Genomic DNA, 23,416 nt, shown 5'->3' with positions numbered 1-23,416 from the left:
AACATTATGTTATATCACACCTTCATTGATCGTTAGAGCTTGGTACATCTCTGCTAACATTTCTATAGCCTCGTTGATATCGAGTTCTAACATATTTGTATTGATCATCGTGCCAATTCCAAGCCAATAAGCGGTAAGTTTCAGAAACATTTTCTGGACCTTGCTCTCTGCAATCGTACTTAGCCGATTATCGAGCTTTAAAAAAGCAGCATATATTTCATCGTTAAGTTTGTCTTTGTTCCTTTTTAAGTAATGACTACTATAATCAGAAAGGTATAAGGCTCTGAAAAGCTGCTTTTCATTTCGGGCGAAAAGCAGGCAACCAATCGCCAGATTCATGGCAGGCGCGTTTTTTTCATTCTCGTACTGTTTCATGCTGGTAAGGGCAAAATCAACTGCTCGGTTAAATACATCTTCATTAACTTCTTCCATGCTTCCATACATGCTGTAAATAGGCTGGGTAGAGCATTTAAGTCTTTGCGCGATGCTCCTAGCCGTCAGAACTTCAAGTCCTTGTTCCCGTACCATTTCAAACGCTGCGTCTAAAACCTTTTCCTTCGTTATCTCTGCTTTTGGGGGCATTTTGTCATCTCCACATTCAATAAATACATATGTTATATAACGTATGTTATATGTTGGTGTCCGGAATGTCAAGATGGATTTTTATTGAGCGAAGGGCTACCACACGGCAGCCCTCTTGTTGTTGAACTATAGTTATCCGTTTAGCTTAACAAATGTGCCAGTATTCAAAAAAAGACCACCATTAAAGCGGTCTCAAAAATTATCATTTCTGCCCAACAACTAGTCCTAAAGATAACCAGTAGGTGTAACGAAATAAACGCAGCCCCACTTCGCATAAAGGGGCTGCGTTTATTATTCATCTATCTATGTATTCGGGGCTAATGCAAGCTTCGTATAAATTTGCTTCAATATGGCTACTTCCGTATCCGTCAGCACCGAGAAAATGGAATCCGTTACCTTCCACCACACCTCTTGTGCATGATTCTCCACTTCCAACCCCATATCCGTTATCTCAAGCAGAACTGCTCGTCGATCTTGCTGTCCATCTCGTGAGCGACGTATTAAACCCCGCTCGAGCAATTTATCGGCTATAGTCGTGACACCACCTGATGTGACGCCAAGTCGTTCAACCAATTCCTTGGATTGCTTCGGCCCTTCCCTCTTCAGAAGGGTTAGGAAGCTCGCCTGCGTGGCAGTTAGATCTAGTGCTGCATTATGACGATTCCATTCCGTCTCCCACTTACGCCTATGAACAACGAACATCTGCGAGCAGGCATACAATTGTTCATGTCTATTCATCATATGCTCCCTCTTTCATGTCTCTACTATGCCCGCTGAAGGGTTCCATTATACTGTGAGTATAGCACGCCTAATTATCTTACTTGTAATATTGTTACCATTGAATATTAATTATGTTAAACCTTTGAACGAAATACGTCAATTACCCGTTACGACCCGTTTTTCTAGTAAAACACCAGGTTTCACAATTGACAGACATGTTTAATAAGAGTAACATTCGTTATGACAATTATCTTATCAGTAAGATAACTAAATTTCATGGAGGTTTTTACGAGTATGAAGAAACAGCTAGCAATTGCATCGATCGCCCTAGCGACCGTCTTATCACTCTCAGCATGCGGAAGCAACAGTACGAATACTGCAGCCACAAATGCAAACACAACGACTCCTTCTAATTCAAATACTGCAACTTCGAATTCCACTGGTGGTACCGAAGACATTACAATAACAGCCAAAAACTTCGAATTCGATCAAAAAGAGATTCACATCAAAAAAGGCGATAAAGTAAAATTGACCTTCAAAAACGCTGCAGGTAGCCATGGTATCGAGATCCCCGATTATAATGTGAAGCTGACTAGTGCAGGTACGACTGAATTCACAGCTGACAAAGCAGGTACTTTTGAATTTAACTGTGCTGTTATGTGCGGAGGGGGTCATAGCAAAATGACTGGAAAAATCATTGTTGAATAGATCATCTCATTTGAATAGTTAGCCATAAGATTAAGGGGCGGTCTTCTAGCAGCAACAGCTGCTAGAAGACCGCCCCTTCAATTCTTCTACTCATTGTGGTTTCTTCTACTCATTGTGGTTTCTTTTACACATTGTGGTTTCTTCAATTTCCGTTCGTGGTGGATGGCGCTAAATCTAAACTTACACCAAATCCCTTCTTCTCCTTCAAGGCTGCCAATTGTTTCTGGATTTCCTCTTGCCGCTCCAATTGGTTGCTAGCTGGTACGGCTTGCAGCACCTCACCGACTTGGCGTCCCGCGAGGGCATTGGCTTCAAGTCTCCCTACCTGCTCTTCGATACGGGATAGCCCATAATTGAATCGGTCTGCATCAAAAGGGGTTATAGCAGAACTAGTAGCTTGTATCGCCTGTGCTGCGCTTATCCTTGCAAATAAATGCTGTTTTTTCAGCTGCAGCTCATCGTATTTCTCTTTCATTCGCTTAATCTGCTCCAGCAGTAAATCCGACTGAGCTTTGATTGTTTCGTACTGGGACTTGTATAACGTCAGCTTGGTTTGATTTTTCAACTTCTCCTCTAACGCAAGCTCCGCGATTCCATCCTCACCGCGTTCAACCGCAAGCTCCGCCTGTCTGGATCGCTTCATTACCAATGCTGCGAGCTCTTCGATCTGCAGCTCGTATTTCCGCTCGACGTAATATTGCTGGGATAACGCCCGCTGGGCTTGTCCAATCTGCTCCTCCAGCTCCCGAATATATTGCTTCACCATACTAACCGGATTCTCTACCTTGTCCAAAAAGTTGTGCAAATCCGCCGTCGCCATATGTTTCACTCTTTTGAATAGTCCCATCTTCATTTCTCCTCTTTATTTATATTTTTTTCCCATTCGTCTAACAGATCGACGTTACGGGTAGGTATATTTGGTACGTTCATCTCAATCATCGGGCCAACCGGTGCATGACGTGGAGAGAACCGTTTCACTCTGCGATAGAGCCAGAAGGTGATAAGGCCGACGATCAGCAATATCCATGCAAGCTTGCCAAGAAGCGCACCCTCATTATGGCTATGATGCCTGAATTCTTCACCTCTGCTGAACATTTGCCCTTCAGCGATTCCAGGCCCATGACCTCTTTCTACGATAAACATTTGTCCATTCTGAGTAATAGCGACTTGCTGCTGCCTTTCAGAGAAACGATGACCGTCTCCATGAAAGACGTTGACGACAATAACCAACAGAATCAATAAGCTAGCGGCTGCTAATGCTAATTTAACGCCTTTCGATCTTCTCTTCATTGACGTTCCTCCTTTCACTAGGTTTTCTTTTCACTTGCTACTTCATCAAGATAAACGAACTTGGTGAAAATATAGTGAAAGTCTCTTTCATCTTCTTTTCATCCAATTGTGGTATCTTCTAGATATATAATTTGTATGGCAAAGGAGCCGATGGCGGTAATGAAAATCTTATTAGCGGAGGATGATCCGCTTCTTGGCGAGCTCATTGCCCATATGTTGAAGAAAAAAGCTGGTTACAGCGTCGATTGGGTGACCGAGGGTGAAGAAGCCTACGATTATGCGGCAGGCTCCAGTTACGATGTACTCATTCTGGATTGGATGATGCCAGGTGGAGATGGCACAACGATTTGTCGTCGTTTGAGAAAAGAAGGCTATATGGGCGCCGTACTCATGCTGACAGCTAAAGATACACTGCAGGACCGAATCGAAGGCTTGGATGCCGGCGCTGATGATTATTTAGTCAAGCCTTTTGAAATTGATGAGCTGCTAGCTCGGCTTCGCGCGCTTACCCGCCGGAACTATGCACCTATACAGGAGGATACCGTTCTTATCCGTAATTATGAGCTGCATCGGATGAATCAAACGGTACATAAGGGAAGCGACCGGATTCAACTTTCACCGCGAGAATTTCAGCTATTCGATCTACTCGTACAGAATAAAGGGCTGGTGCTTACCAGGGAGATCATCTTCGATCGAATCTGGGGGTTGGATGCGGACGTTAATCTCAAGACCATAGACGCTACAATTAAGCTTTTACGGAAAAAGCTCGGCAGCTCCGAACAAGATGGCTTTATCCAAAGCGTACGCGGGGTGGGATATAAACTTGAGAATTAGAGCCTTGCTTAGGAATCTGCGTAAGCCAGAGCATACATCGGTATTCAGTCGCACCCAAAACCGGCTGACCCTCCAGTACAGCGGATTGCTGATGTTATTCTTAATCTTATTTATTATCATTGTTATTGGACTGCTGTATTATATCTTGATCAACGATCCCAAACGGCAGCTCCAAACGCTGGCGAATGAGGAGATCGCTGAAGTGAGTGATCTTCTTGCTCATAAAGGCATTAAACCGGATCCCATGAAGCAGCCAAATCCGACTAATACAACTGCTTTCACTCTCGGACAAAATCAGTTCTTCTACTATTGGGTAGATGCCTCAGGCACGCTCAAATTCGGAGAGGAGCTTCAAGCAGAAGCGCGAGATGAACTTTTATCTCGGCTGTCTGGCTGGCTGCCAGAGTCGAACGAGATTCGCATAGTAGATATTCACGGACGCGAGAAGCATCGTGATTTCAATAAAAAGTTCCGTCCCGAGCAGGAGCAAAGGTTGAGATTAATGATGACCGGACGTTCCCTCTATATGAAGGATGAGCTGATCGGAACGCTCTATATCGGGCGAGATGTCTCCTTTCAATTAACCCTCTTCCGCTGGTCATTAGCTGCCCTTCTGGGTCTAGGCTTTCTCTTCTTCATGCTCGCCTTGTATGTGAGTCATATTATGTCCAAGCGGGCCATGATACCGATCATGCATGCCTATACAAGGCAGCGGGAGTTTGTTGCAGATGCGTCTCATGAGCTGCGAACGCCGCTCAGCGTCCTGCTCTCTTCGATTGATACGCTGCAGATGGAGGAAACGCTAGAAAAGGATCCTTTTTCTCAAAGGGTATTGGCTAATATGAAGGGTGAAGTAAAACGAATGACCAAGCTCGCAGGGGATCTGTTGACGCTCGCTCGGTCCGATTCAGGTACGTTGGAGCTGCAAAGAGAGCCGCTCGATTTGCGGGTTCATGCGGAACAGATGATCCACTCTCTCCAGCCGCTTGCTGAAGCCAAGCAAATTACGCTTCGACTCGAAGGTCCGGGAACGCTGCCTATACGAGGAGATGCGGATCGTTTGGAGCAGCTGCTGGTACTGCTGGTAGACAATGCAATCAAGTATACGCCCGATGGCGGTTCTGTCCTTGTTGCTTTATCGATGGAAACCATTAAATCGGCGGCTGCCCTGAAGATTGTCGTGCAGGATACCGGAATTGGTATCCCTCCCGAGGAGCATCAGCGGATCTTTGCTCGCTTCTACCGAAAGGATAAATCCCGTTCTCGCCAGCTCGGCGGTCACGGACTCGGCCTTGCCATTGCAAAATGGATTGTGGATGCTCACAAGGGAACCATTCAAGTTGTGAGTATCGTCGGTGAAGGCAGCACCTTTACAGTAAAAATTCCGTTTGAACGGTAATAAGAACGGCTTCTTTGTCCAAATCGGGCGAAGAAGCCGTTTCTAGTTGTTCGCATTCCTCTAGTTGTTCGCAATCCAAATGAATGTATTTCGTCCAAAAAGATCCTGCATATATGATCATAAACAGTCGTGGAAAGCGCTTTACTTTTTCTAATCGGTCATATATAATCATAAACAAGAACAAATGAGCAATAATAATTTTAACTCATTCACAAATGAGCACAATATGCAAAATAAGCTTCATGGATTTGACTGAAGGAGGAAGAGCGATATGTTATTTGAAGAAGAACGTAAGCGGCAGATCGCGGAATACGTTCACCAGCAAGGGCGAGCTTCTGTTCAGGAGCTTGCGAACAACTTTCAAGTGTCGGAATCGACGGTACGGCGGGATCTTAAAGATCTAGAAGTGCAAGAACTGCTGCAGCGTACACATGGTGGCGCGGTTGCAGTCATGCAAAATGATAATATAGAGCCCTCCTTCCTAGAGAAAGAGGATCGCTTTCAGCAGCAAAAGCTGGCTATTGCAAGGACGGCGCTATCGTTCATACGTGAAGGCGATACGATCATGCTTGACTCGGGTACCACGACTTATCATTTGGCTAAGCTGCTGAAGAACTTCCAGCGATTAACCGTCGTGACCAATTCGGTCATGGTCGCGCAGGAGCTGGCGAATGAGAAGAACATTGAGCTTCTGCTCACTGGAGGCACTCTTCGCCCAGAGACACTTGCAATGGTCGGCCCCTTCGCAGAGCGCGCCATTGAATCCGTTCATGTCGATAAGCTGTTCCTGGCAACAAACGGCTTTGATTCCGAAGCCGGATTGACGACGCCGAATCTTATTGAAGCCGCAACGAAGAAACGAATGATTCGATCGGCAGATCAGGTTTTTTTGCTCGCGGATCATAGTAAGTTCGGAAAGATATCCTTTTCTCGCTTTGGAGATCCCGAGGATGTCACAACACTGATTACTGATTCTCTCGCATCACCGGCTATTTTGCAGGTATTCGAAGAAATCGGGATCGTTGTCGCCTTAGCTGATCATGGAGGTGTTATACAATGAAGCCGGCTGCTCCAGTCATCACCGTCACTTTAAATCCGGCATTGGATAAAACCGTCACCATAGAGCAATTTGAGTACGGAGGGTTAAATCGCATTAAGGAGATGCGGACCGATGCAGGAGGCAAAGGTATTAATGTTGCCAAGGTATTGAAGCTGTTCGAAGTTGATGTTAACGCCCTGGGTCTCAAGGCAGGCTATCAAGGGCAGGTCATTCGAGACCAGCTAGAGAAGCTGGGCATCGATTCGACAATGATTGAAGCTCCAGGAGAGACACGAGTTAATTTGAAAATAGTTGATGAATCAACGAAGCAGACGACGGAGCTCAACGAGCCAGGGTTTATGGTTGATACCGATCTGCTTGAGCAGTTCCAGGCCGTGTTCAAATCGAAGGCTGCCGAAGCGTCTATTATCGTACTGGGCGGCAGCCTTTCTCCCGGCATCCCTCCCAACTACTATCGATCGCTAATCGAAATTGCACGTGCGCAAGGAATTCGAACGATTCTTGATGCAGATGGCGAGGCGCTCGCACTCGGAATCGAAGCGGCCCCATTCGCCATCAAGCCCAATGTTCATGAGCTCGAAGCTCTCCTAGGTGAGACGTTCGACAGCATGGAACAAATGATTGCAGCCGTAAGAAAATTAATTGATCGTGGCATCGAATACGTGCTTGTCTCGATGGGCGCGGAAGGCTCACTTCTCGTCAGCAAGACGGAAGCGGTGAAAGCAAGCCCGTTCCCGATTATGCCGGTTAGTACGGTAGGAGCAGGCGATTCCATGGTTGCTGCTTTGGTATACAGCTTCCTTAACGGCAAATCAGTTGAAGAAACGGCCAGATGGACATCAGCAGCAGGCACGATCACGGCTTCTAAGCCAGGCACACAAGTATGTACGCTTCACGAGGTCATGCATTCACTTCAATTAGTTACTCTTACACATTATTAAAGGGTCATCTGCCCATTCTAAGGAGGGTTACGCTCTATGAAAAAAATACTCGCTGTAACTGCATGTCCAACCGGTGTCGCTCACACTTATATGGCTGCTGAATCATTAATTAAAGCGGCTAAGGAAAAAAATATTGCACTTAAAGTGGAAACCAGAGGTGCTGTCGGCGTCGAGAACGAATTTACCGAGCAGGAAATTGCTGAAGCGCATGCCATTATCGTCGCTGCCGATACCGATGTGCTTGAAGGTAGGTTCTTAGGCAAGCCGGTCGTGAAGGTCGCTGTCGCTCAAGCAATCAAAAACCCTGCTGGTCTGCTGGAACAAGCCTTAGCTAAGCAAGCAGCCTCTCCTGACGATTATGCGAAGCAGGTGGAGCAATCGAAGTCGGATCGCAGCGCAACACGAAGCGGCCCCTATAAGCATCTGATGACAGGCGTTTCACATATGCTTCCTCTTGTTGTGGCAGGCGGTCTGCTTATCGCGTTATCATTCGTTTTCGGAATTGAAGCTTTCAAAGTTAAAGGCACATTCGCAGCCGCATTGATGCAAATTGGGGGCAGCTCAGCTTTTGCCCTTATGGTTCCCGTTCTTGCCGGCTTTATCTCCTTCTCTATCGCTGAGAAGCCCGGCCTCGCGCCAGGTCTTATCGGAGGTATGCTTGCATCAAGCATCGGAGCAGGCTTCCTTGGCGGAATTCTCGCAGGCTTCCTGGCAGGCTACACCTCTCTTTTCTTGAAGAAATATATTAAGCTTCCACGCAACCTTGAAGGTTTGAAGCCGATCCTGCTCATTCCGCTTCTTGCGTCTGCCTTCACGGGCCTTATGATGATTTATATAATCGGCGATCCCGTTAAAGGCATTATGGATGGTCTTACAGCTTGGCTTACAGGACTAGGCACAACAAATGCAGTACTGCTTGGCCTGCTGCTCGGTGCGATGATGGCCTTCGATATGGGCGGTCCGGTGAACAAAGCCGCTTATACGTTTGCGGTCGGCTTGCTTGCAAGTAACGTATTCGGTCCAATGGCTGCGGTAATGGCTGCAGGCATGACACCTCCGCTCGGTCTCTGGCTAGCAACAGTATTGGCGAAAAATAAATTTACCAAAGAAGAGAAGGATGCTGGCAATGCTGCAGCGGTACTCGGCATCTCGTTCATTACGGAAGGCGCGATCCCTTTCGCTGCGAGCGATCCATTCCGCGTCATCCCTTCCGCTATGGTTGGCTCGGCCATAACCGGCGCATTGTCGATGGCTTTTGGGGCAACGCTGCGCGCTCCGCATGGCGGTATCTTTGTTCTCCCAATTCCGAATGCGGTTGGCCACCTCGCTCTTTATACGCTGGCGATTGTAATCGGTACGGTTGTCACAGCAGCCATGCTGAGCTTTCTCAAAAAACCAGTAGAGCAGCGTATTCAATCATAAGCAGTCATAAGCCAGTCATAAGCCAGTCTTAAACCAGTCATAAACCAGTCTTAAACGAATTTGGATATAGGGGGATTTCTCCCCCATTGTCTATTTCAAACAATTAAATTTCAGGAGGAATACACCATGAACATTAACTCTCTGCTAGACGAAAAAGCCATTTTTATACCACTAACCTCGACGGATAGAGATAGTATTATAGCTGCTATGATTGACGGTCTTGCAGCATCAGGTACCGTATCGGACAAGGAAGCATACATGAATGCGGTCCTTGCTCGCGAGAGCACCGGATCAACAGGCGTCGGCTTCAGCGTTGCGATTCCGCATGGCAAATCAAATGGCGTCGCCAAAGCAGGTCTCGCATTCGCTAAGCTATCCACACCTACAGATTGGCAATCACTCGACGGTGAGCCGGTTAAGGTTGTATTTATGATTGCTGTACCCGAGGCTGCCGATGGCAAGGACCATCTAAAAATATTAATCGCGTTATCCCGTAAGCTCATTGATTCTGAATTTCGCGAGAAGCTAATGGCCGTCGAGAATTCGGACCAACTAAAAAGCTTGCTTGCAACGATCTAATTAGGAAGGGAAGGTTTAACTCATGTACTCACAAAAAGTAGTCATTCAGAACGATGCTGGTTTTCATATTCGTCCCGCACAGCTATTTACGGAGAAGGCAATACAATTTCAATCGACGATTATGATTATGCCGGAAGGCACAACAATAGAGGCCAATGCCAAAAGCATTCTCAACCTCATGACGCTTGGTCTAGAAAAAGGCTCTGTTATTACGATTCAAGCCGAAGGCCCGGATGAAACGGAAGCCGTCGCGGAGCTATCTGAGCTTGTTAAGAGCGGATTCGGAGAAACCTAATGATCGGCTTATAAGAAGCGCAGCGAGGAGGAACGAATGATGATGACAGACACAATCGAGCAGAGATTAACAGGACTAGGCGTATCTGAGGGCATTCGGATGGGTAAGGTTTTTGTTTACAAGCCGTTGAAGCTTGATGAGATCAAAGAGAGCAAGGCCGAGCAGCCGGATAAAGAGCTGGCACGCTTGGAGCTGGCAAAGGCGCAGTGCACTTTGGAGCTTACCGCACTCATTGAACGGGCCCAGCAGACGCTTGGTGAAGAGAAGGCCGCTATATTAAAAGGGCAGATTAGCTTCTTGAATGACCCTGCCTTTTACCCTCCGATGCAGAAGCTCATTCAAAATGAACAATGGTCGGCTGAAACCGCAGTTCGCCGTACGGTGAATCAGGTCGCTGGGCTATTTGAAGCCATGGCTAACGAATATATGCGTGAGAGGTCGGCAGATATTCGAGATGTCGGCAGTAGGCTAATGACGCATCTTGTCGGATATCAGGGTTCACGTCTGACCGATATTACGGCTGAGGTCATCCTTGTCGCAGATGACCTGACACCTTCCGATACAGTTCAACTGGATAAACAATATGTGCTTGGCTTCGTAACGCGCATCGGGGGCAAAACGTCTCATACCGCGATTCTCGCTAACTCGCTTGGAATCGCAGCCGTGCTCGGGTTAGGCTCAGCGATTGAGCGGATTCAGCATGGTGAGGAGCTTATCATCAACGGCTCAACAGGCGAAATTGTGCTGCATCCAGAGAAAGCGACGAAGGATGCCTTTGCAGCTCAACTTGCTGTTGAGCAGATGGAGCAGGAAAGCTTGAATGCTTATCGTTCACTTACTGCTGTAACAAAGGATGGCTTTGCCTTCGAGATGGCCGCGAATATCGGAACGCCTCAGGAAGCAGTCGGCCTGCTCGAGAAAGGTTCGGAAGCCATCGGTTTGTATCGGACGGAGTTTTTGTTCATGAGCGCATCCCAAATGCCCTCGGAGGAGATACAGTTTGAAGCCTACCGCCAAACTGCGGAAGCGATGCAGGGACGCCCGGTCGTCATCCGAACGCTGGATATTGGAGGCGATAAGGCGCTGCCGTATCTTCAGCTTCCCGAAGAGCTGAACCCCTTTCTTGGCTATCGCGCTATTCGGCTTTGTCTCGATCAGAAGCAGTTATTTCTTACCCAGCTGCGTGCCATTATCCGGGCTGGAGCATATGGCAACGTAAAGATCATGTTCCCTATGATCTCTGGAGTGGACGAATGGCGTCAAGCCAAAGCTTTGTATGAAGAAGCTCGCCAGCAGTTAATTAGCGAAGGAGCGAACGTGGGCGAGGCCATCGAAATTGGCATTATGATTGAAATCCCGTCCGCCGCGCTAATGGCGGATCGCTTGGCCAAAGAGGTCGACTTCTTCAGCATCGGCACGAATGATTTGGTACAGTATACGGTTGCAGTGGACCGGATGAATGAGAAGGTCTCTTATTTATACGATTACTTTCATCCAGCGATCATTCAGCTCATTAAGAAGGTCATCGACGCTTCGAATAAACACGGAAAATGGGTCGGTATGTGCGGCACCATGGCAGGAGATCCGCTAGCCGCTCCGCTGCTAGTCGGACTCGGCCTGCACGAGTGGAGCATGTCGCCTTCTTCGATTCAACGAATTAAGCAGACGGTAAGGAAGCTCGAGCGCAGCGCTTGCGTGCAGTTGACCGAACGACTCCTCGACCTAGATACGCCAGCAGAAATCCGCTCCGAACTAGAGGCTTTCTTGAAGCTGCAGCAATAAGGAATACGGGAGAAGACGAGGTTAGCTCTTGCTTAAGAATTTCATTATCAAATTGTGCTATGGCATATTCTTCGATGATGGATAATAGTACTTTTTGCATATTAACAACTAAGTAGTAAATATGTGAAGGGGCTGTCTCAAAAGTCATTTCCGGAAAATTTAACCTTCACTTTTCACGTAATATTCGGGTAAAAAAGAACCTTCAGATCCACTTTCATAGTGGCTTGAAGGTTCTTTTGCGATATTATGGGATTGTCTTACTCAAGTTTACCCTTTTGGGACAGCCCCATTCCATTATATATGAAAATTGATTGATGCAATTATCACTACACATGCAATTATCACTACACCACGCTAAGCAGCTTAATATTTTGATTTATTTTTTCCCTGCAGCTAAGCAGCCAGCCTGCTTCTCTTGGATAGCTATCGAAAGTAATAGCTTCGCTGAGTCCCTCCTCCAGCAGAGCCAAGGTTTGCTCTCGACCAACTAGACTTTCCAGCAGCTCGAGCGCCCGCATATCCTGAAGTGCTTCATGAAAAACAACCATTCGAAGTGACTCAATCGGTCCCTCTTCGCCAGGATAGACTAGAAAAGAATCCCCCGACGGGAATGCATAATCCGCATCGGTTGTTAGGAAGGGATTCAATTGCCGCTCCGAATATTGAGCGTTCCAAAAGTTATAGCCCCAATGCAGGAAGCCCTTAATCGCAAATTTATACATTTGCAGGCCCATAATACGATTTCTTGCGGAAGGCATATTGAAGAATCGATTCGACACTTCCTTATACTGGACACAGCAATAGTACGTCCACAGGTTAGACACGCCGCTCTCAAGAAAAGGCTCGATATGGTTATTTCCCGGAATTGGATTTTCCACAAGTCCAGCCTGATAAAATTCGATATTCGAGAGTGCATCAATAATAGGAAAATCACTCAAATGCGATTGCATGATCTCGCTTGCACTTTTGTACCAAGGCAAATGCTCCAAGGATGGTTCATCCGAGATATGGAAGTAGCTGCGGCTCTCCAATTCATGCTCCTTCAGAAAAGAAACAAGTGCTGGAAGAAGCTGATTCAAGAATGACTTATACGAATCACCTGTTGCATCCGTATCCCAGCCAAATATCTGAACTAAACTCCCCTTCTCGGCTGCCACGATTTTCGGTGCATGCTTAGCTCCCCACTGTGTGAATAAATGGGAGAATTCAAAGTACCGCATTCCACTCCGATCACAGATTTCAATCCATCGTTGTAACCGTTCGAAGCTGAACGAATAAGTATCTCCATCCTTGAGCACGTCGACCAGTTGGACTGTCGGACGCTCCCCTCCAACCTTGGTATCTAGTGGCGGTGTAAAGAGTGGTGTCAGCAGCATATTCATCCCGTTTCGAACGGCGGTCTGAATGTATTTCTCAATGTAGCTCCAATGTGCTTCACTGAACACTTCCACCTCATAATAATTGGACAAACAATCGGTGTGGAACCATTCGGTGTGAATAAGCTTTTGCTCCGGAAGCGTTGCAGGTATAATCTCCAGCTCGAAGGTTTCCTCTGCCAGAAGCTCTCCATTGTCTTGTTCAAATGTAATTACGATCGGATACGTTCCAGAAATCGTTGTCTCACTCAGCTCAACGGATATCCATACCGAGCGCCATTGTTGAGCTGGCATATGTAATCCGCTCTCCGGAATGGGATGAAGTGGGTCCGGGAATAAGCCAGCCGATGACCGAATAATATGCTCATCATGATCGGGATAGCATGGGAATTCCGAAGGAACAAGCCCCACATGGCGAATAGATAGCTTGGCTGACAATCCAGACAATCCAGAAGATACACGGGCCGTAATGTTTCTAAGCGTGTGTTGCGACTGGTTCCGATAGGCAACCTGAAACGAGAACTGCTCCCCTCGAAGAGCAGTCGCACGGGAATAAGGACTTTCATTACGATCATCGTCAGGAAAAACTTTCTCTAATGAGTGCAGGCATTTAGTCTCAAGCATAGCTACATAGGGCTCCTTTACGAGTGAACTTCTTTTAACTCCACGAGTGTTAATATATGGTTAGATAACGCTATCTTTGTTGTATCTTCAGAATAGTACATAAGGATGGGGCTTGCAATGAATATTGCATAAGTCCGATATCAGCATAACGTCCAGCAATGCTCACAATATCACCTCTCTATATACTCTGCTATAATTAGGACTAATTAGATTTCAAATCGAGGGATGTCCATGACAAATGATACGTCTTATACAACCGAAGAAATTGCCAAGCTGCTCAAAATATCCAAGCTCACCGTCTATGATTTGATCAAGAAAGGTGAGCTTGCCTCCTACCGTGTAGGTAAGCAAATGCGAGTGGATGCGTCTGATCTGGAGACGTATAAGCTTCGCTCCAAAGGGAAGATTGCGAATGCGGCAGACAATGCTGCTGTCGTACCAAAAGAGTTACTGCGACCGACAAGGCAGACAATGAATCTGTCCCACACGCTCGAAAGGCAAATCGTCATTACTGGACAGGACATTAGTCTCGATATTCTAGCCAAACATATCGAGAAGCAAATGCCGAGCATACGCCCATTGCGTTCGTTCGTTGGCAGTATGGACAGCCTCGTCTCTATGTATAGAGGTGAATCCGATATTGTCAGCACACATTTGCTGGATGGAGATAGCCATAGCTATAACATCCCTTACGTACGCAAGCTTTTCGTCAGCCAATCTGTTATTGTCGTTCACTTGTTAGCTCGATCGGCAGGGTTCTACGTAGTGAAAGGGAATCCTCTTGGGCTCGAAGGGTGGTCAGATCTAACAAAGCCTGGTCTCCGCCTTATTAATCGTGAGAAAGGCTCGGGTGCAAGGGTTCTATTAGATGAACAGCTGCGGCTTCACCACATCGATCCTTCTTCCTTAATGGGATATCTAGATGAGGAGAACAGTCACCTTGCCATTGCCGGTAAGGTTGCCGCGGGTGCTGCAGATGTTGGCATTGGCATTGAGAATGCGGCACGTATCGTTGGCAGCGTCGACTATATCCCCTTGATTCAAGAGCAGTATGACCTGGTCATGTTGAAGCGACCCGAGAATAGGGAGTGGATCGAAGAGGTACTTACGATCTTGCAATCGAAGGCTTTGCACCATGAGCTGCAGAGCATCCATGGCTATGATTTACAGCGAACCGGTCAAATTCTCTTTGAAAACTAACGAAATGCCCTTCTCCCTGTGAAGGGATGAAGGGCATTTCCGTGTTGTCACACCTTTGTAAATCGGTTCGCCAGAAGCAGCATGAGGAATGAGAAGAACACCATTGCACCAGACCATGCCCATGCTAGCTGCATGCTGCCCCCGTCTATGGCAACATAGATAGCCGTTGGGATCGTTTGCGTCTTGCCTGGAATATTCCCTGCCACCATTAAAGTAGCTCCAAACTCCCCAAGACCGCGGGCAAAGCCCAAAATATAGCCTGCCCACAACGATCTCGCCGCAAGTGGTACCGAGATATAACGAAAAACTTGCCATTCCGTTGCGCCAAGCGCTCGGGCTGAGTCCTCAAGCTCACGATCAACGCCTTCAAAACCCAATCGCATCGAACGATAAGCAAGCGGGAAAGCAACAACAACAGCTGCTATTATCGCAGCTTCCCATGTAAACACAATTTGGCTGCCAACCAACCAATCATACAGCCTCCCTATCCAGCTTCGACGTCCTAGAGCGACGAGCAGGAGAAAGCCTATAACGGTTGGCGGCAATACAAGCGGCAGCAAGAGTATCGTATCTACGATGCTTTTTCCGACAAACCTAGCATGTGCCATTCGCCACGCGAAGAATACTGCTATGACGAGTACAATTAAACTCGCTACCATTGATATTTTTATCGAAAGCGCAATCGGTTCGAGAAATGTCTTCCAATCCATAACAACTCATCCTAATCGTTTTATGCGGGTAGCTTAAACCCGTACTTTAAGAAGACCGCATCCGCTTCTTTGGATTGCAAGTACGTATAGAAGGCTTTGGCTTCTTTACTATGCTCGGTGTCTTTAACGATGCCGGCTGGGTAAACGATAGCCTTATGAACGCCAGGTATGATTCGGATGGCAACCTTCGCTTTCTTAGAAGTCAATGCGTCCGTGCGGTACACGAATCCTGCATCCACATTGCCTGTCTCCACATAAGTCAGAACCTGACGTACATCCTTCGCATAAACCAATTTATCCGCAATGGCATCCCAGACCTTGCGAGTGGTTAACGTTTCCTTCGCATATTGACCTGCGGGAACCGATTCCGGCTGTCCGATGGCGATCTTCTTTATATCTTTATCTGTCAGCTCTTTGACCGTTGTAAATTTCTTGGTGCTATTCGAAGGAACAACCATTACGAGCTCATTGCCAAGCAGCGTAGCGCTCTCCGAAATTAACTTCTGATCGATAAGAGCATCCATCTGCTTCTTCCCCGCGGAGAAGAATAGATCAGCTGGTGCTCCTTGCTCAATTTGCTTCTGCAGCGTACCGGATGAACCAAAGTTAAACGTTAAATCAATATCGGGATGCTGCTTCTCATAAGCCTTCTCAATCTCCTCTAAGCTGTCCTTCAAACTAGCTGCAGCAGAGATTAGCAGCTCGGTCTTGCTCTTCGCGGCCACTGCCGGATGCACCGATGTAAGCAGAACAGATAACGATAAAGCAGCACTTAAGATAACGACAGATGCTTTCTTGAACAATGTAATTCCCCCATTCCAAAATGACGATTCCATGTGAATAATAGTAGCACAGGACATCGATAATTAGAATGATCTTGTTATAACTAGATATAACTAGATATAACTAGATATAACTAGATATGATTGAATATAGCTCAGCACTAAAATAAGTGCTTGATCAATTCGAAGCATTGTTTGTGCGTAAAAGCCCGCTGCGCGGACGGATCATTCTTACGATCGCTGTTGTCTCCCTATTTCCTGATTCTATCCCTTAGGGGTAGAAATAAGGAGACAAAGGCGAACGCTATCGCTTCTTCAGAACGATTCCGTCCGCTTCGCTGGGTACTTCGTGATGGCAAGCACTGATTAAGATTTAGAAACTTGAATATATTTAGAACCCTGAATATATTTAGAATCTTGAATATATTTAGCCATGCTAAACATCATGTTTATTATCATGTTTAACATCTGCCTATTCCTTTATCTCGCGAAGAACGCTCGTTAGATAATCCCAAGTTCGTTCTACGGATGAGATGCGGAAGTGCTCCTCCGGTGTGTGAAAATTATACATATCCGGTCCATAAGAGACAACGTCGAGGTAGGGCATTTTCTCAATCAAAATGCCGCATTCTAGACCTGCATGAATGGCTTTGATCTTCATCGGCTTCCCGTAGTTGCGAAGATATACCTCCGCGAAGGTGTCTCGGAGCTTCGATTCTGGACGATAAGGCCAGCCTGGAAAATAATGATCAGCTCGGAAGCTGCAGCCCAGCGCTTCAGCTAATGCTTCCATTTCATAGAGCGCAAGATCGAGCTGTGACCGCAAGGAACTCCTCACCAGGCTTTCAATCACGACCTCAGCTTCTGAGGTTTTAACACTGCCAATGTTGGAGGAGCTTCGCACGAGATTGTCTATCGACTTATTCATACTGAACACGCCACTTCGAATTAACAGTAAGGAATGAATGACTTTATTCTTGGTCTCTGCTGAGAATCGTTTCTCCGTGAGGGCAGCACTCGTATTATCATACGTCTTCAGCTCAATCGCAATTTGAGGATCCGTTGCCTCGAATTCATCTTGCAGAAGCCCGTTCCACACTGCAACTCGCTCACAGGCATGGGTCAACGCGGCCTCGTTTACATAAACAACCGCTTCTGCTTCCCTTGGAATGGCATTCACTTTGATTCCTCCGCTGATATGGGCGATATTATAATCCACCCCATTCCGCCTCAGGTCGTCCAATACTCTGCCAAGCAGCTGATTCGCATTGCCTCTTTGCTTAATAATATCCTCACCGGAATGACCGCCCAATAAGCCCTTTACCGAGATTATATAAGGGGAGCTTGCTTGCCGCTTGTCCTCCCACCTGATCGGAACCGAATGAAAAGCCGACATACCCCCAGCGCTGCTGACGTATAACGTACCCTCCGTGTCAGAATCGAGGTTAATCAGCATGCGTCCCTGCAAGTTCGTCACATCTATATTCAAGGCACCTGCCATGCTCGTCTCTTCCTGCGTAGTGAGCAAGATCTCAAGCTCGGGATGATCAGCATCCTTAGCATCCATAAGCGCCATCGCAAAGGCAACTGCGATTCCATTATCGGCTCCCAGCGTCGTATCCTGCGCGTACATCATTTCCCCATCTATCTTCAGCTTAATCGGATCCTTGGTGAAGTCATGCTGAGTAGATTTATTTTTCTCGCAAACCATATCTAGATGGCCTTGAAAAATAACAGTCGGCGCCTTCTCATACCCTTTCGCAGCCGGCTTCTTAATAATAAGATTCCACCACTGATCCTGACTGACTGTACAGCCCCGCTCCTCTGCGAAACGTACGATATAATCGCTAATCGCCTTCTCATTCCCCGATTCTCTAGGGATTGCAGACAAATCCTCGAAGAAACGAATGACCTTACTGTCACCGTTATATATTCTAGTCTGTTCTTTACTCATTCCTATCCCTCCTGATTGAGCGTCGTAGCAAACGGGGCTCTCGCACCCGAACGTACAAGCTTTTCCTTCACTAACATTTTACCATTACTAACATTTTACCATTACTAACTGCCATAAGGGTAACCACAGTAGCCATTTGGTATTGCCTCCTCAGTTGTTTGTCAGCGGCAGCAGACCGAGCAGCAGCAGCAGCATAATGAGTGCTAAAAGTAATGATTGCCATTTTAACAATACTTCGCTATAATTCTACTTACCGGTCGGTAAGTTAAAATAAAGGAGAATCATTCATGCAAACATACGAACTTATTTTGAATACAGCCTATTCATTATTTGCCCGAAATGGCTATGAGAAGACGAGTCTTTCCATGATAGCGAAGGAAGTCGGGATTTCGAAGCCTGCCATCTACTATTATTTTTCTTCGAAGGAGGTATTATTTTATGCACTCCTTCAGGCGGTTTGCGATGAAATCCGGTTTGAGAAATTCTTTTCGATCACACAATTTTCCGCAACAAACTTCGCAGACCAGCTCGTACAATGTGGGCTGACTATGATTCAAGATCAGCGTGATGATCCTAATTATTCACTATTGATGAAGGAATTTATGATTCAAAGCACGAGAGATGAGAAAATCCTAGTGTCGGTTAAGACCGTTATCGAATCGTATTTGAATGGGTTTGAAGCTTTGCTTCAGCACGGGGTGAGTCTCGGAGTTTTAACTGGAGAGAATTTACGTGTGAAAGCCGAGATGCTGACGTTGGTCATTGATCAAATCGACAATTACATGAGTCTTAGCATTGGGTTTGATTATGAAGGTTTATGGCGGCATTGTGTGTCTCAAACGTTGCAAGGAGCACGATCATGATGAGTAGCAAAAGGATTACAGGATTCGATTTGGCTAGGGCCCTTTCTATTTTCGGCATGATTATTGTAAATTTTAAAATTTCTATGGTGGCGGATACAGGCGGACCAGAATGGCTGAGCGCGTTCGCCGGTTTGTTTGAGGGCAGAGCCTCCGCCGTTTTCGTTGTGCTTGCTGGCATTGGTTTCTCCATCATGACACGCAAAGCAAGGCAAGGGGACGCTAAAGAATTGCGGAAGAGTCGGTTACTCGTTTGGAAAAGATCCATCTATCTCCTTATTCTCGGTTTCTTATTGCTCCTCTTTGGATGGAGTGCTGATATTTTGCATTACTATGCGTTATTTTTATTTCTTGCTTCTCTTCTCATCCGCGCTTCTGGAAAAGTTATTTTAAGCATTGCAGCTATCTTATTAGCGGCGTCTCAATTGTTCCTGCTGAAGTTCGATTACACAATGGGATGGAATTCTTCCTTCCACATGTATACAGATTTTTGGACAATCGAAGGCTTTATGCGCAATTTGTGGTTCAATGGCTTCCATCCTGCTCTACCATGGTTTTGTTTTTTCCTAGTGGGGATGTGGCTGGGTAGAATCAACCTTACAGACAAATCCGCTCGCAAAAAGTGGCTGGTCGCATCCTTGATCACCTTCATTGGAGTAGAAGTCATATCATTTGCTGCGCTCAAGATTGGCGGCTTTTACCTTGGGGAAGAGGTGGCCATTTATTTGTTTCAGACAAAGCCAATGCCACCGAATATTCTTTATATGGTCTCGGCAACGAGTACGGCAATTGCCTTTATCCTCCTCTCGGTTTATGTCACGGAAACATCGTTTGCACGTCGCTTTGTTTCCGCTCTTATCCAAACCGGTCAGATGGCGCTAACACACTACGTATTACATGTTACTGTAGGTCTTGGGCTGCTCGAAGTTTTCGGTATTCTTGAAAACGGCTCACTTCCATTTGCCGTGTTGTATTCCGCAGCCTATTTCGTGGTGGCTATCCTTTTCAGTTATTTATGGAGATTAAAGTTCAATGGAGGCCCTTTTGAATCCATCATGCGAAAACTATAGCGGTCCTCAAGCAAGTAGATTATAGATTCGCCCCCTACTCTTGCTCCACATCTGTCTTGTAGTCGCCCCTAGCGGTTCTGATTTATTCAAATGATATGCCACTCTTTTGTTTCAAAGGCCGATCCCTGATCGAACAGGAATCGGCCTTTTTTTAATTGTTTGAATTATTTTCTTTGTTTATATGCTTAATTGATTCCTATTTGAGTAACCGACACAGAACATTACTCCTTAGCCCCATTAAGCTCAAGAACTTCCCGCGAATCTTGCCCGAGATTATTCAGTATATTATCTTCTAATACCGCGTGTTTATCTCCGTATTCTTTAATGATATGAGTTTCCCCCCAGGCACATAGAGAGTCCAGTATAGATTTCAGACTCCATCCGTAGGTGCTAAGCTCATACTCCACCTTGGGAGGGACCTGATTATAGCTAATCCGATTCACGATGCCAGCCTGTTCTAATTCTCTGAGCTGCTGGGTTAACATTTTTTGCGTTATTCCGGGCATGATACGTCTTAAATCACTCGTTCGTTTCTTCCCATGTGTGAGATGACAAAGTATGACGCATTTCCATTTTCCGCCGATGACCTCCAAAGTTGCCTCTACGGAAATATTATATTTCTTTTGAACCATAATGGATTCCTCCCAAAAGCATGTATAGGAACTTTTTAGTACCTATAGTACTTATAAGTACGTACTACTCATTAATGAGCGAACACCTTATACTAACACTTACCGGCCGGTGATTACCATACTGTGTGTAAAAAGGGGAGTTTCGCAGATGTCATTAGATAAAAAGAGAAGCACGTTAGCGCTGCTAGCGTTAGCCGTAAGTGCTTTTGCCATTGGAACAACCGAGTTTATCAGTGTGGGACTGCTTCCACTCATCGCTGAAGACTTACACATATCCGTTACAACTGCTGGATTAACGGTTACTTTATATGCACTTGGGGTCATGCTAGGCGCCCCTATCTTGACGGCACTGACCTCCAAGATATCACGCAAGACACTGTTATTCTGGATCATGATCGTGTTCATTGCTGGAAACAGCTTAGTCGCTGCTTCAAGTGGAATTGTCTTACTGCTCCTTGCACGCGTCATCTCTGCATTCGCTCATGGTGTATTTATGTCCATTGGTTCGACCATTGCTGCCGATCTCGTTCCCGAGAACCGTAGGGCCAGCGCCATATCCATTATGTTCTCTGGCCTTACCGTGGCTACCGTTACTGGTGTGCCGCTTGGCACCTTGATTGGTCAGCAGCTAGGCTGGCGGGCTGCTTTTATTGCGATTGTGGTTATTGGCATTATCGCACTCATAGCCAATTTGATCTTGGTTCCATCCGATCTGCGTAAAGGAGCCAAAACAGCGTTTCGAGATCAGGTTAAGCTGGTTACTAATGGACGTTTACTTCTTGCTTTTGCCATTACGGCTCTAGGCTACGGCGGTACCTTTGTTGTCTTCACTTATTTATCCCCATTGCTTCATGACATAACCGGATTTAAGGAAACGACGGTAGCGGGCATCCTTGTTCTCTATGGCATCGCTATTGCGATCGGAAATGTGCTTGGAGGCAAAGCTGCCAATCGCAAGCCTCTGACTGCCTTATTCTATATGTTCGCTTTGCAAGCCGTCGTGCTTCTTATCTTATGGTTCACCGTTCCCTATCAAGTAGCCGGGCTGGTGACCCTCTTCTTCATGGGATTGTTAGCCTTTATGAACGTTCCAGGCTTACAGGTCTATGTCGTCATATTAGCCAAACGTTATGTTCCCCGTGCAGTAGATGTAGCCTCCGCTCTTAATATCGCTGCCTTTAATGCCGGTATTGCAATTGGGGCATACTTGGGCGGTGTCATTACGGATACGATTGGACTCAAGCATACAACTTGGGTTGGTGCATTAATGGTGCTGGGAGCCGTTATTCTGACTGGATGGAGCCGTGCACTAGAGAGAAAAGATAAGTTCAACTTCGGGAAAAACAACGCTGCTGCGTGAAGATGATTTTAACGGTACAAAATAAAAATAGATACGAATAGGAGATCATGACGATATGACGAACCATCTGCAAGCTGCAACAACATTAAACAACGGGGTTAACATGCCTTGGTTTGGGCTAGGCGTCTTTAAAGTAGAAGAAGGGTCAGAGCTCGTTCAGGCTGTGAAGTCCGCTATCAAACACGGTTATCGCAGTATCGATACGGCAGCCATTTATGGGAATGAAACAGGAGTCGGTCAAGGAATCCGCGAAGCGCTTGCTGAGAACGGAATCGCCCGAGAAGATCTCTTCGTCACATCAAAGGTCTGGAATGCGGATCTTGGTTATGAATCAACATTAGCAGCCTATGAAGCAAGCTTGAACAAGCTGGGCTTGGAATATCTCGATCTCTATCTTATCCATTGGCCTGTGAGGGGCAAGTACAAAGAGGCATGGCGGGCCTTGGAGACCCTTTATAAAGAAGGCCGTGTAAAAGCAATCGGGGTAAGCAATTTCCAAGTGCATCACCTTGAGGATCTGATGAAGGATGCCCAGATTAAGCCTGTAGTGAACCAAGTGGAATTCCATCCTCTCCTGTCCCAACTGGAATTACGCCGATTCACCAAGGAACAAGGCATTCAGCTGGAGGCCTGGTCACCGCTTATGCAAGGTCAGCTGTTAGATAATCCGGTTCTGCAAGAAATCGCGAATCACCATGGCAAATCCGTTGCTCAGATCATTCTTCGCTGGGATCTGCAGCACGGTGTTGTCACGATTCCAAAGTCTACGAAGGAGCACCGAATTATCGAGAATGCAGCTATTTTTGATTTTGAATTAAACCAGGCGGAAGTCGCTCGTATTGATGATTTGAACAAGGATCAGCGTGTCGGTCCAGATCCGGATAACTTCGATTTCTAATAACAGGCTGCAAGAAGAAGGGCTATCTCAAAGGCGACTTTCACCTTTGGGATAGCCCTTCTTACTGCCTTACTATTCCATCATCCACTCGAAGTCATATGCAGCTGCTGCCTACTCCTCCGTCTCCTTCAAAAACAAGCTATCTTCCTCATTATCACGAATCGTTTTTTGTAGAACAAGGCATGCAACGATGAGAAAAGCGCCACCGATCGCGTAATAACCTTTTACATAGAATGGTTCTTGCAGCGTATAAAGACCGATGTATTCTGCCAAGATTGCAAGCAGGAAACCGCCCCATGCCATGAAAGTGAAAGCCGATGTATTCCTGCTTCTATAGC

Annotated in this window: 24 protein-coding genes; 14 read left to right on the top strand and 10 right to left on the bottom strand. The window is 46.3% G+C overall.

The genetic code is table 11. The annotated features are described in order from the left end of the window. Nucleotides 1-9 precede the first annotated feature (9 nt). Together EKN16_RS27440 and EKN16_RS27435 are read right to left on the bottom strand one after the other, a co-directional pair. On the bottom strand, nucleotides 10-582 hold the full coding sequence (locus EKN16_RS27440) for a TetR/AcrR family transcriptional regulator (protein WP_125664207.1): 573 nt from the start codon (nucleotides 580-582) through the stop codon (nucleotides 10-12). A gap of 303 nt (nucleotides 583-885) precedes the next feature. Continuing rightward, nucleotides 886-1,323 (bottom strand): MarR family winged helix-turn-helix transcriptional regulator, encoded by a 438-nt coding sequence (locus EKN16_RS27435; protein WP_125664205.1) that lies wholly within the window; start codon nucleotides 1,321-1,323, stop codon nucleotides 886-888. 273 nt (nucleotides 1,324-1,596) lie between these two features. Here EKN16_RS27435 and EKN16_RS27430 point away from each other — a divergent pair, with 273 nt between their 5' ends. Further along, nucleotides 1,597-2,010, top strand: a complete 414-nt coding sequence (locus tag EKN16_RS27430) for a cupredoxin domain-containing protein (RefSeq protein WP_125664203.1) — start codon at nucleotides 1,597-1,599, stop codon at nucleotides 2,008-2,010. A gap of 142 nt (nucleotides 2,011-2,152) precedes the next feature. Here EKN16_RS27430 and EKN16_RS27425 read toward each other — a convergent pair whose 3' ends face one another. Both EKN16_RS27425 and EKN16_RS27420 read right to left on the bottom strand, forming a co-directional pair. Beyond that, nucleotides 2,153-2,857, bottom strand: a complete 705-nt coding sequence (locus EKN16_RS27425; protein ID WP_125664202.1) for a PspA/IM30 family protein — start codon at nucleotides 2,855-2,857, stop codon at nucleotides 2,153-2,155. A 2-nt stretch (nucleotides 2,858-2,859) separates the two neighbouring features. Continuing rightward, nucleotides 2,860-3,300, bottom strand: coding sequence for a hypothetical protein (locus EKN16_RS27420; protein ID WP_125664200.1), 441 nt, complete (start codon nucleotides 3,298-3,300; stop codon nucleotides 2,860-2,862). A gap of 159 nt (nucleotides 3,301-3,459) precedes the next feature. Here EKN16_RS27420 and EKN16_RS27415 point away from each other — a divergent pair, with 159 nt between their 5' ends. From EKN16_RS27415 to ptsP, 8 genes are all read left to right on the top strand, one after another. Continuing rightward, nucleotides 3,460-4,134 carry a response regulator transcription factor gene (locus EKN16_RS27415; RefSeq protein ID WP_125664198.1) on the top strand — a complete coding sequence of 225 codons (675 nt, stop codon included), beginning with the start codon at nucleotides 3,460-3,462 and terminating at the stop codon, nucleotides 4,132-4,134. After that, complete coding sequence (locus tag EKN16_RS27410; protein ID WP_232016044.1) at nucleotides 4,124-5,533, top strand: sensor histidine kinase; 1,410 nt, start codon at nucleotides 4,124-4,126, stop codon at nucleotides 5,531-5,533. The genes EKN16_RS27415 and EKN16_RS27410 overlap by 11 nt, the downstream gene beginning before the upstream one ends. 271 nt (nucleotides 5,534-5,804) lie before the next feature. Then, the gene (locus EKN16_RS27405) at nucleotides 5,805-6,593 is read left to right on the top strand and encodes a DeoR/GlpR family DNA-binding transcription regulator (RefSeq protein ID WP_125664194.1); all 789 of its coding nucleotides are present in this window, start codon (nucleotides 5,805-5,807) and stop codon (nucleotides 6,591-6,593) included. Then, nucleotides 6,590-7,534: a 1-phosphofructokinase gene (gene pfkB, locus EKN16_RS27400; RefSeq protein WP_125664192.1), complete on the top strand. Its 945-nt coding sequence runs from the start codon at nucleotides 6,590-6,592 to the stop codon at nucleotides 7,532-7,534. The genes EKN16_RS27405 and pfkB overlap by 4 nt, the downstream gene beginning before the upstream one ends. 36 nt (nucleotides 7,535-7,570) lie before the next feature. Next, nucleotides 7,571-8,956, top strand: a complete 1,386-nt coding sequence (locus EKN16_RS27395; RefSeq protein WP_125664190.1) for a PTS fructose transporter subunit IIC — start codon at nucleotides 7,571-7,573, stop codon at nucleotides 8,954-8,956. Nucleotides 8,957-9,082: 126 nt separating this feature from the next. Beyond that, on the top strand, nucleotides 9,083-9,535 hold the full coding sequence (locus EKN16_RS27390; protein ID WP_125664188.1) for a PTS sugar transporter subunit IIA: 453 nt from the start codon (nucleotides 9,083-9,085) through the stop codon (nucleotides 9,533-9,535). A 22-nt stretch (nucleotides 9,536-9,557) separates the two neighbouring features. Beyond that, a complete protein-coding gene (locus EKN16_RS27385; RefSeq protein WP_125664186.1) occupies nucleotides 9,558-9,830 on the top strand; it encodes an HPr family phosphocarrier protein in 273 nt (90 codons plus the stop codon). Between the two features lie 36 nt (nucleotides 9,831-9,866). Continuing rightward, the gene (gene ptsP / locus EKN16_RS27380; RefSeq protein ID WP_331852353.1) at nucleotides 9,867-11,612 is read left to right on the top strand and encodes a phosphoenolpyruvate--protein phosphotransferase; all 1,746 of its coding nucleotides are present in this window, start codon (nucleotides 9,867-9,869) and stop codon (nucleotides 11,610-11,612) included. 344 nt (nucleotides 11,613-11,956) lie between these two features. Here the strand turns inward: ptsP and EKN16_RS27375 are convergent, their stop codons facing one another. Continuing rightward, a complete protein-coding gene (locus EKN16_RS27375; RefSeq protein WP_125664184.1) occupies nucleotides 11,957-13,612 on the bottom strand; it encodes a DUF4091 domain-containing protein in 1,656 nt (551 codons plus the stop codon). A 231-nt stretch (nucleotides 13,613-13,843) separates the two neighbouring features. On the opposite strand from EKN16_RS27375, the gene EKN16_RS27370 reads away from it, so the two are divergent. Next, on the top strand, nucleotides 13,844-14,812 hold the full coding sequence (locus tag EKN16_RS27370) for a substrate-binding domain-containing protein (protein ID WP_125664182.1): 969 nt from the start codon (nucleotides 13,844-13,846) through the stop codon (nucleotides 14,810-14,812). Between the two features lie 47 nt (nucleotides 14,813-14,859). On the opposite strand, the gene modB is transcribed toward EKN16_RS27370, so the two are convergent. From modB to EKN16_RS27355, 3 genes are all read right to left on the bottom strand, one after another. Then, nucleotides 14,860-15,522, bottom strand: coding sequence for a molybdate ABC transporter permease subunit (gene modB, locus EKN16_RS27365; protein WP_125664180.1), 663 nt, complete (start codon nucleotides 15,520-15,522; stop codon nucleotides 14,860-14,862). Between the two features lie 20 nt (nucleotides 15,523-15,542). After that, a complete protein-coding gene (gene modA / locus EKN16_RS27360) occupies nucleotides 15,543-16,325 on the bottom strand; it encodes a molybdate ABC transporter substrate-binding protein (RefSeq protein WP_375782084.1) in 783 nt (260 codons plus the stop codon). A 451-nt stretch (nucleotides 16,326-16,776) separates the two neighbouring features. Then, nucleotides 16,777-18,258, bottom strand: a complete 1,482-nt coding sequence (locus tag EKN16_RS27355) for an aminoacyl-histidine dipeptidase (RefSeq protein WP_125664176.1) — start codon at nucleotides 18,256-18,258, stop codon at nucleotides 16,777-16,779. Nucleotides 18,259-18,545: 287 nt separating this feature from the next. On the opposite strand from EKN16_RS27355, the gene EKN16_RS27350 reads away from it, so the two are divergent. Next, nucleotides 18,546-19,121, top strand: coding sequence for a TetR/AcrR family transcriptional regulator (locus EKN16_RS27350; RefSeq protein WP_125664175.1), 576 nt, complete (start codon nucleotides 18,546-18,548; stop codon nucleotides 19,119-19,121). Further along, nucleotides 19,118-20,188 (top strand): DUF418 domain-containing protein, encoded by a 1,071-nt coding sequence (locus tag EKN16_RS27345; RefSeq protein ID WP_125664173.1) that lies wholly within the window; start codon nucleotides 19,118-19,120, stop codon nucleotides 20,186-20,188. Before EKN16_RS27350 ends, EKN16_RS27345 begins: the two co-directional genes overlap by 4 nt. Nucleotides 20,189-20,409: 221 nt before the next feature. Here EKN16_RS27345 and EKN16_RS27340 read toward each other — a convergent pair whose 3' ends face one another. After that, the gene (locus EKN16_RS27340; protein ID WP_125664171.1) at nucleotides 20,410-20,820 is read right to left on the bottom strand and encodes a winged helix-turn-helix transcriptional regulator; all 411 of its coding nucleotides are present in this window, start codon (nucleotides 20,818-20,820) and stop codon (nucleotides 20,410-20,412) included. 148 nt (nucleotides 20,821-20,968) lie between these two features. Between EKN16_RS27340 and EKN16_RS27335 the strand changes: the two genes are divergently transcribed. Then, nucleotides 20,969-22,180, top strand: a complete 1,212-nt coding sequence (locus tag EKN16_RS27335) for an MFS transporter (RefSeq protein ID WP_125664169.1) — start codon at nucleotides 20,969-20,971, stop codon at nucleotides 22,178-22,180. Nucleotides 22,181-22,235: 55 nt separating this feature from the next. Continuing rightward, a complete protein-coding gene (locus EKN16_RS27330; RefSeq protein WP_125664167.1) occupies nucleotides 22,236-23,078 on the top strand; it encodes an aldo/keto reductase in 843 nt (280 codons plus the stop codon). Between the two features lie 111 nt (nucleotides 23,079-23,189). On the opposite strand, the gene EKN16_RS33290 is transcribed toward EKN16_RS27330, so the two are convergent. Beyond that, the gene (locus EKN16_RS33290) at nucleotides 23,190-23,381 is read right to left on the bottom strand and encodes a YiaA/YiaB family inner membrane protein (protein WP_232016596.1); all 192 of its coding nucleotides are present in this window, start codon (nucleotides 23,379-23,381) and stop codon (nucleotides 23,190-23,192) included. Between the last annotated feature and the right edge of the window lie 35 nt (nucleotides 23,382-23,416).

The organism is Paenibacillus baekrokdamisoli (genome assembly GCF_003945345.1).
Lineage (GTDB): Bacteria > Bacillota > Bacilli > Paenibacillales > Paenibacillaceae > Paenibacillus_Z > Paenibacillus_Z baekrokdamisoli.
The sequence above is the reverse complement of the archived record's forward strand: the minus strand, read 5'-3'. Positions and strand labels throughout refer to the sequence as shown.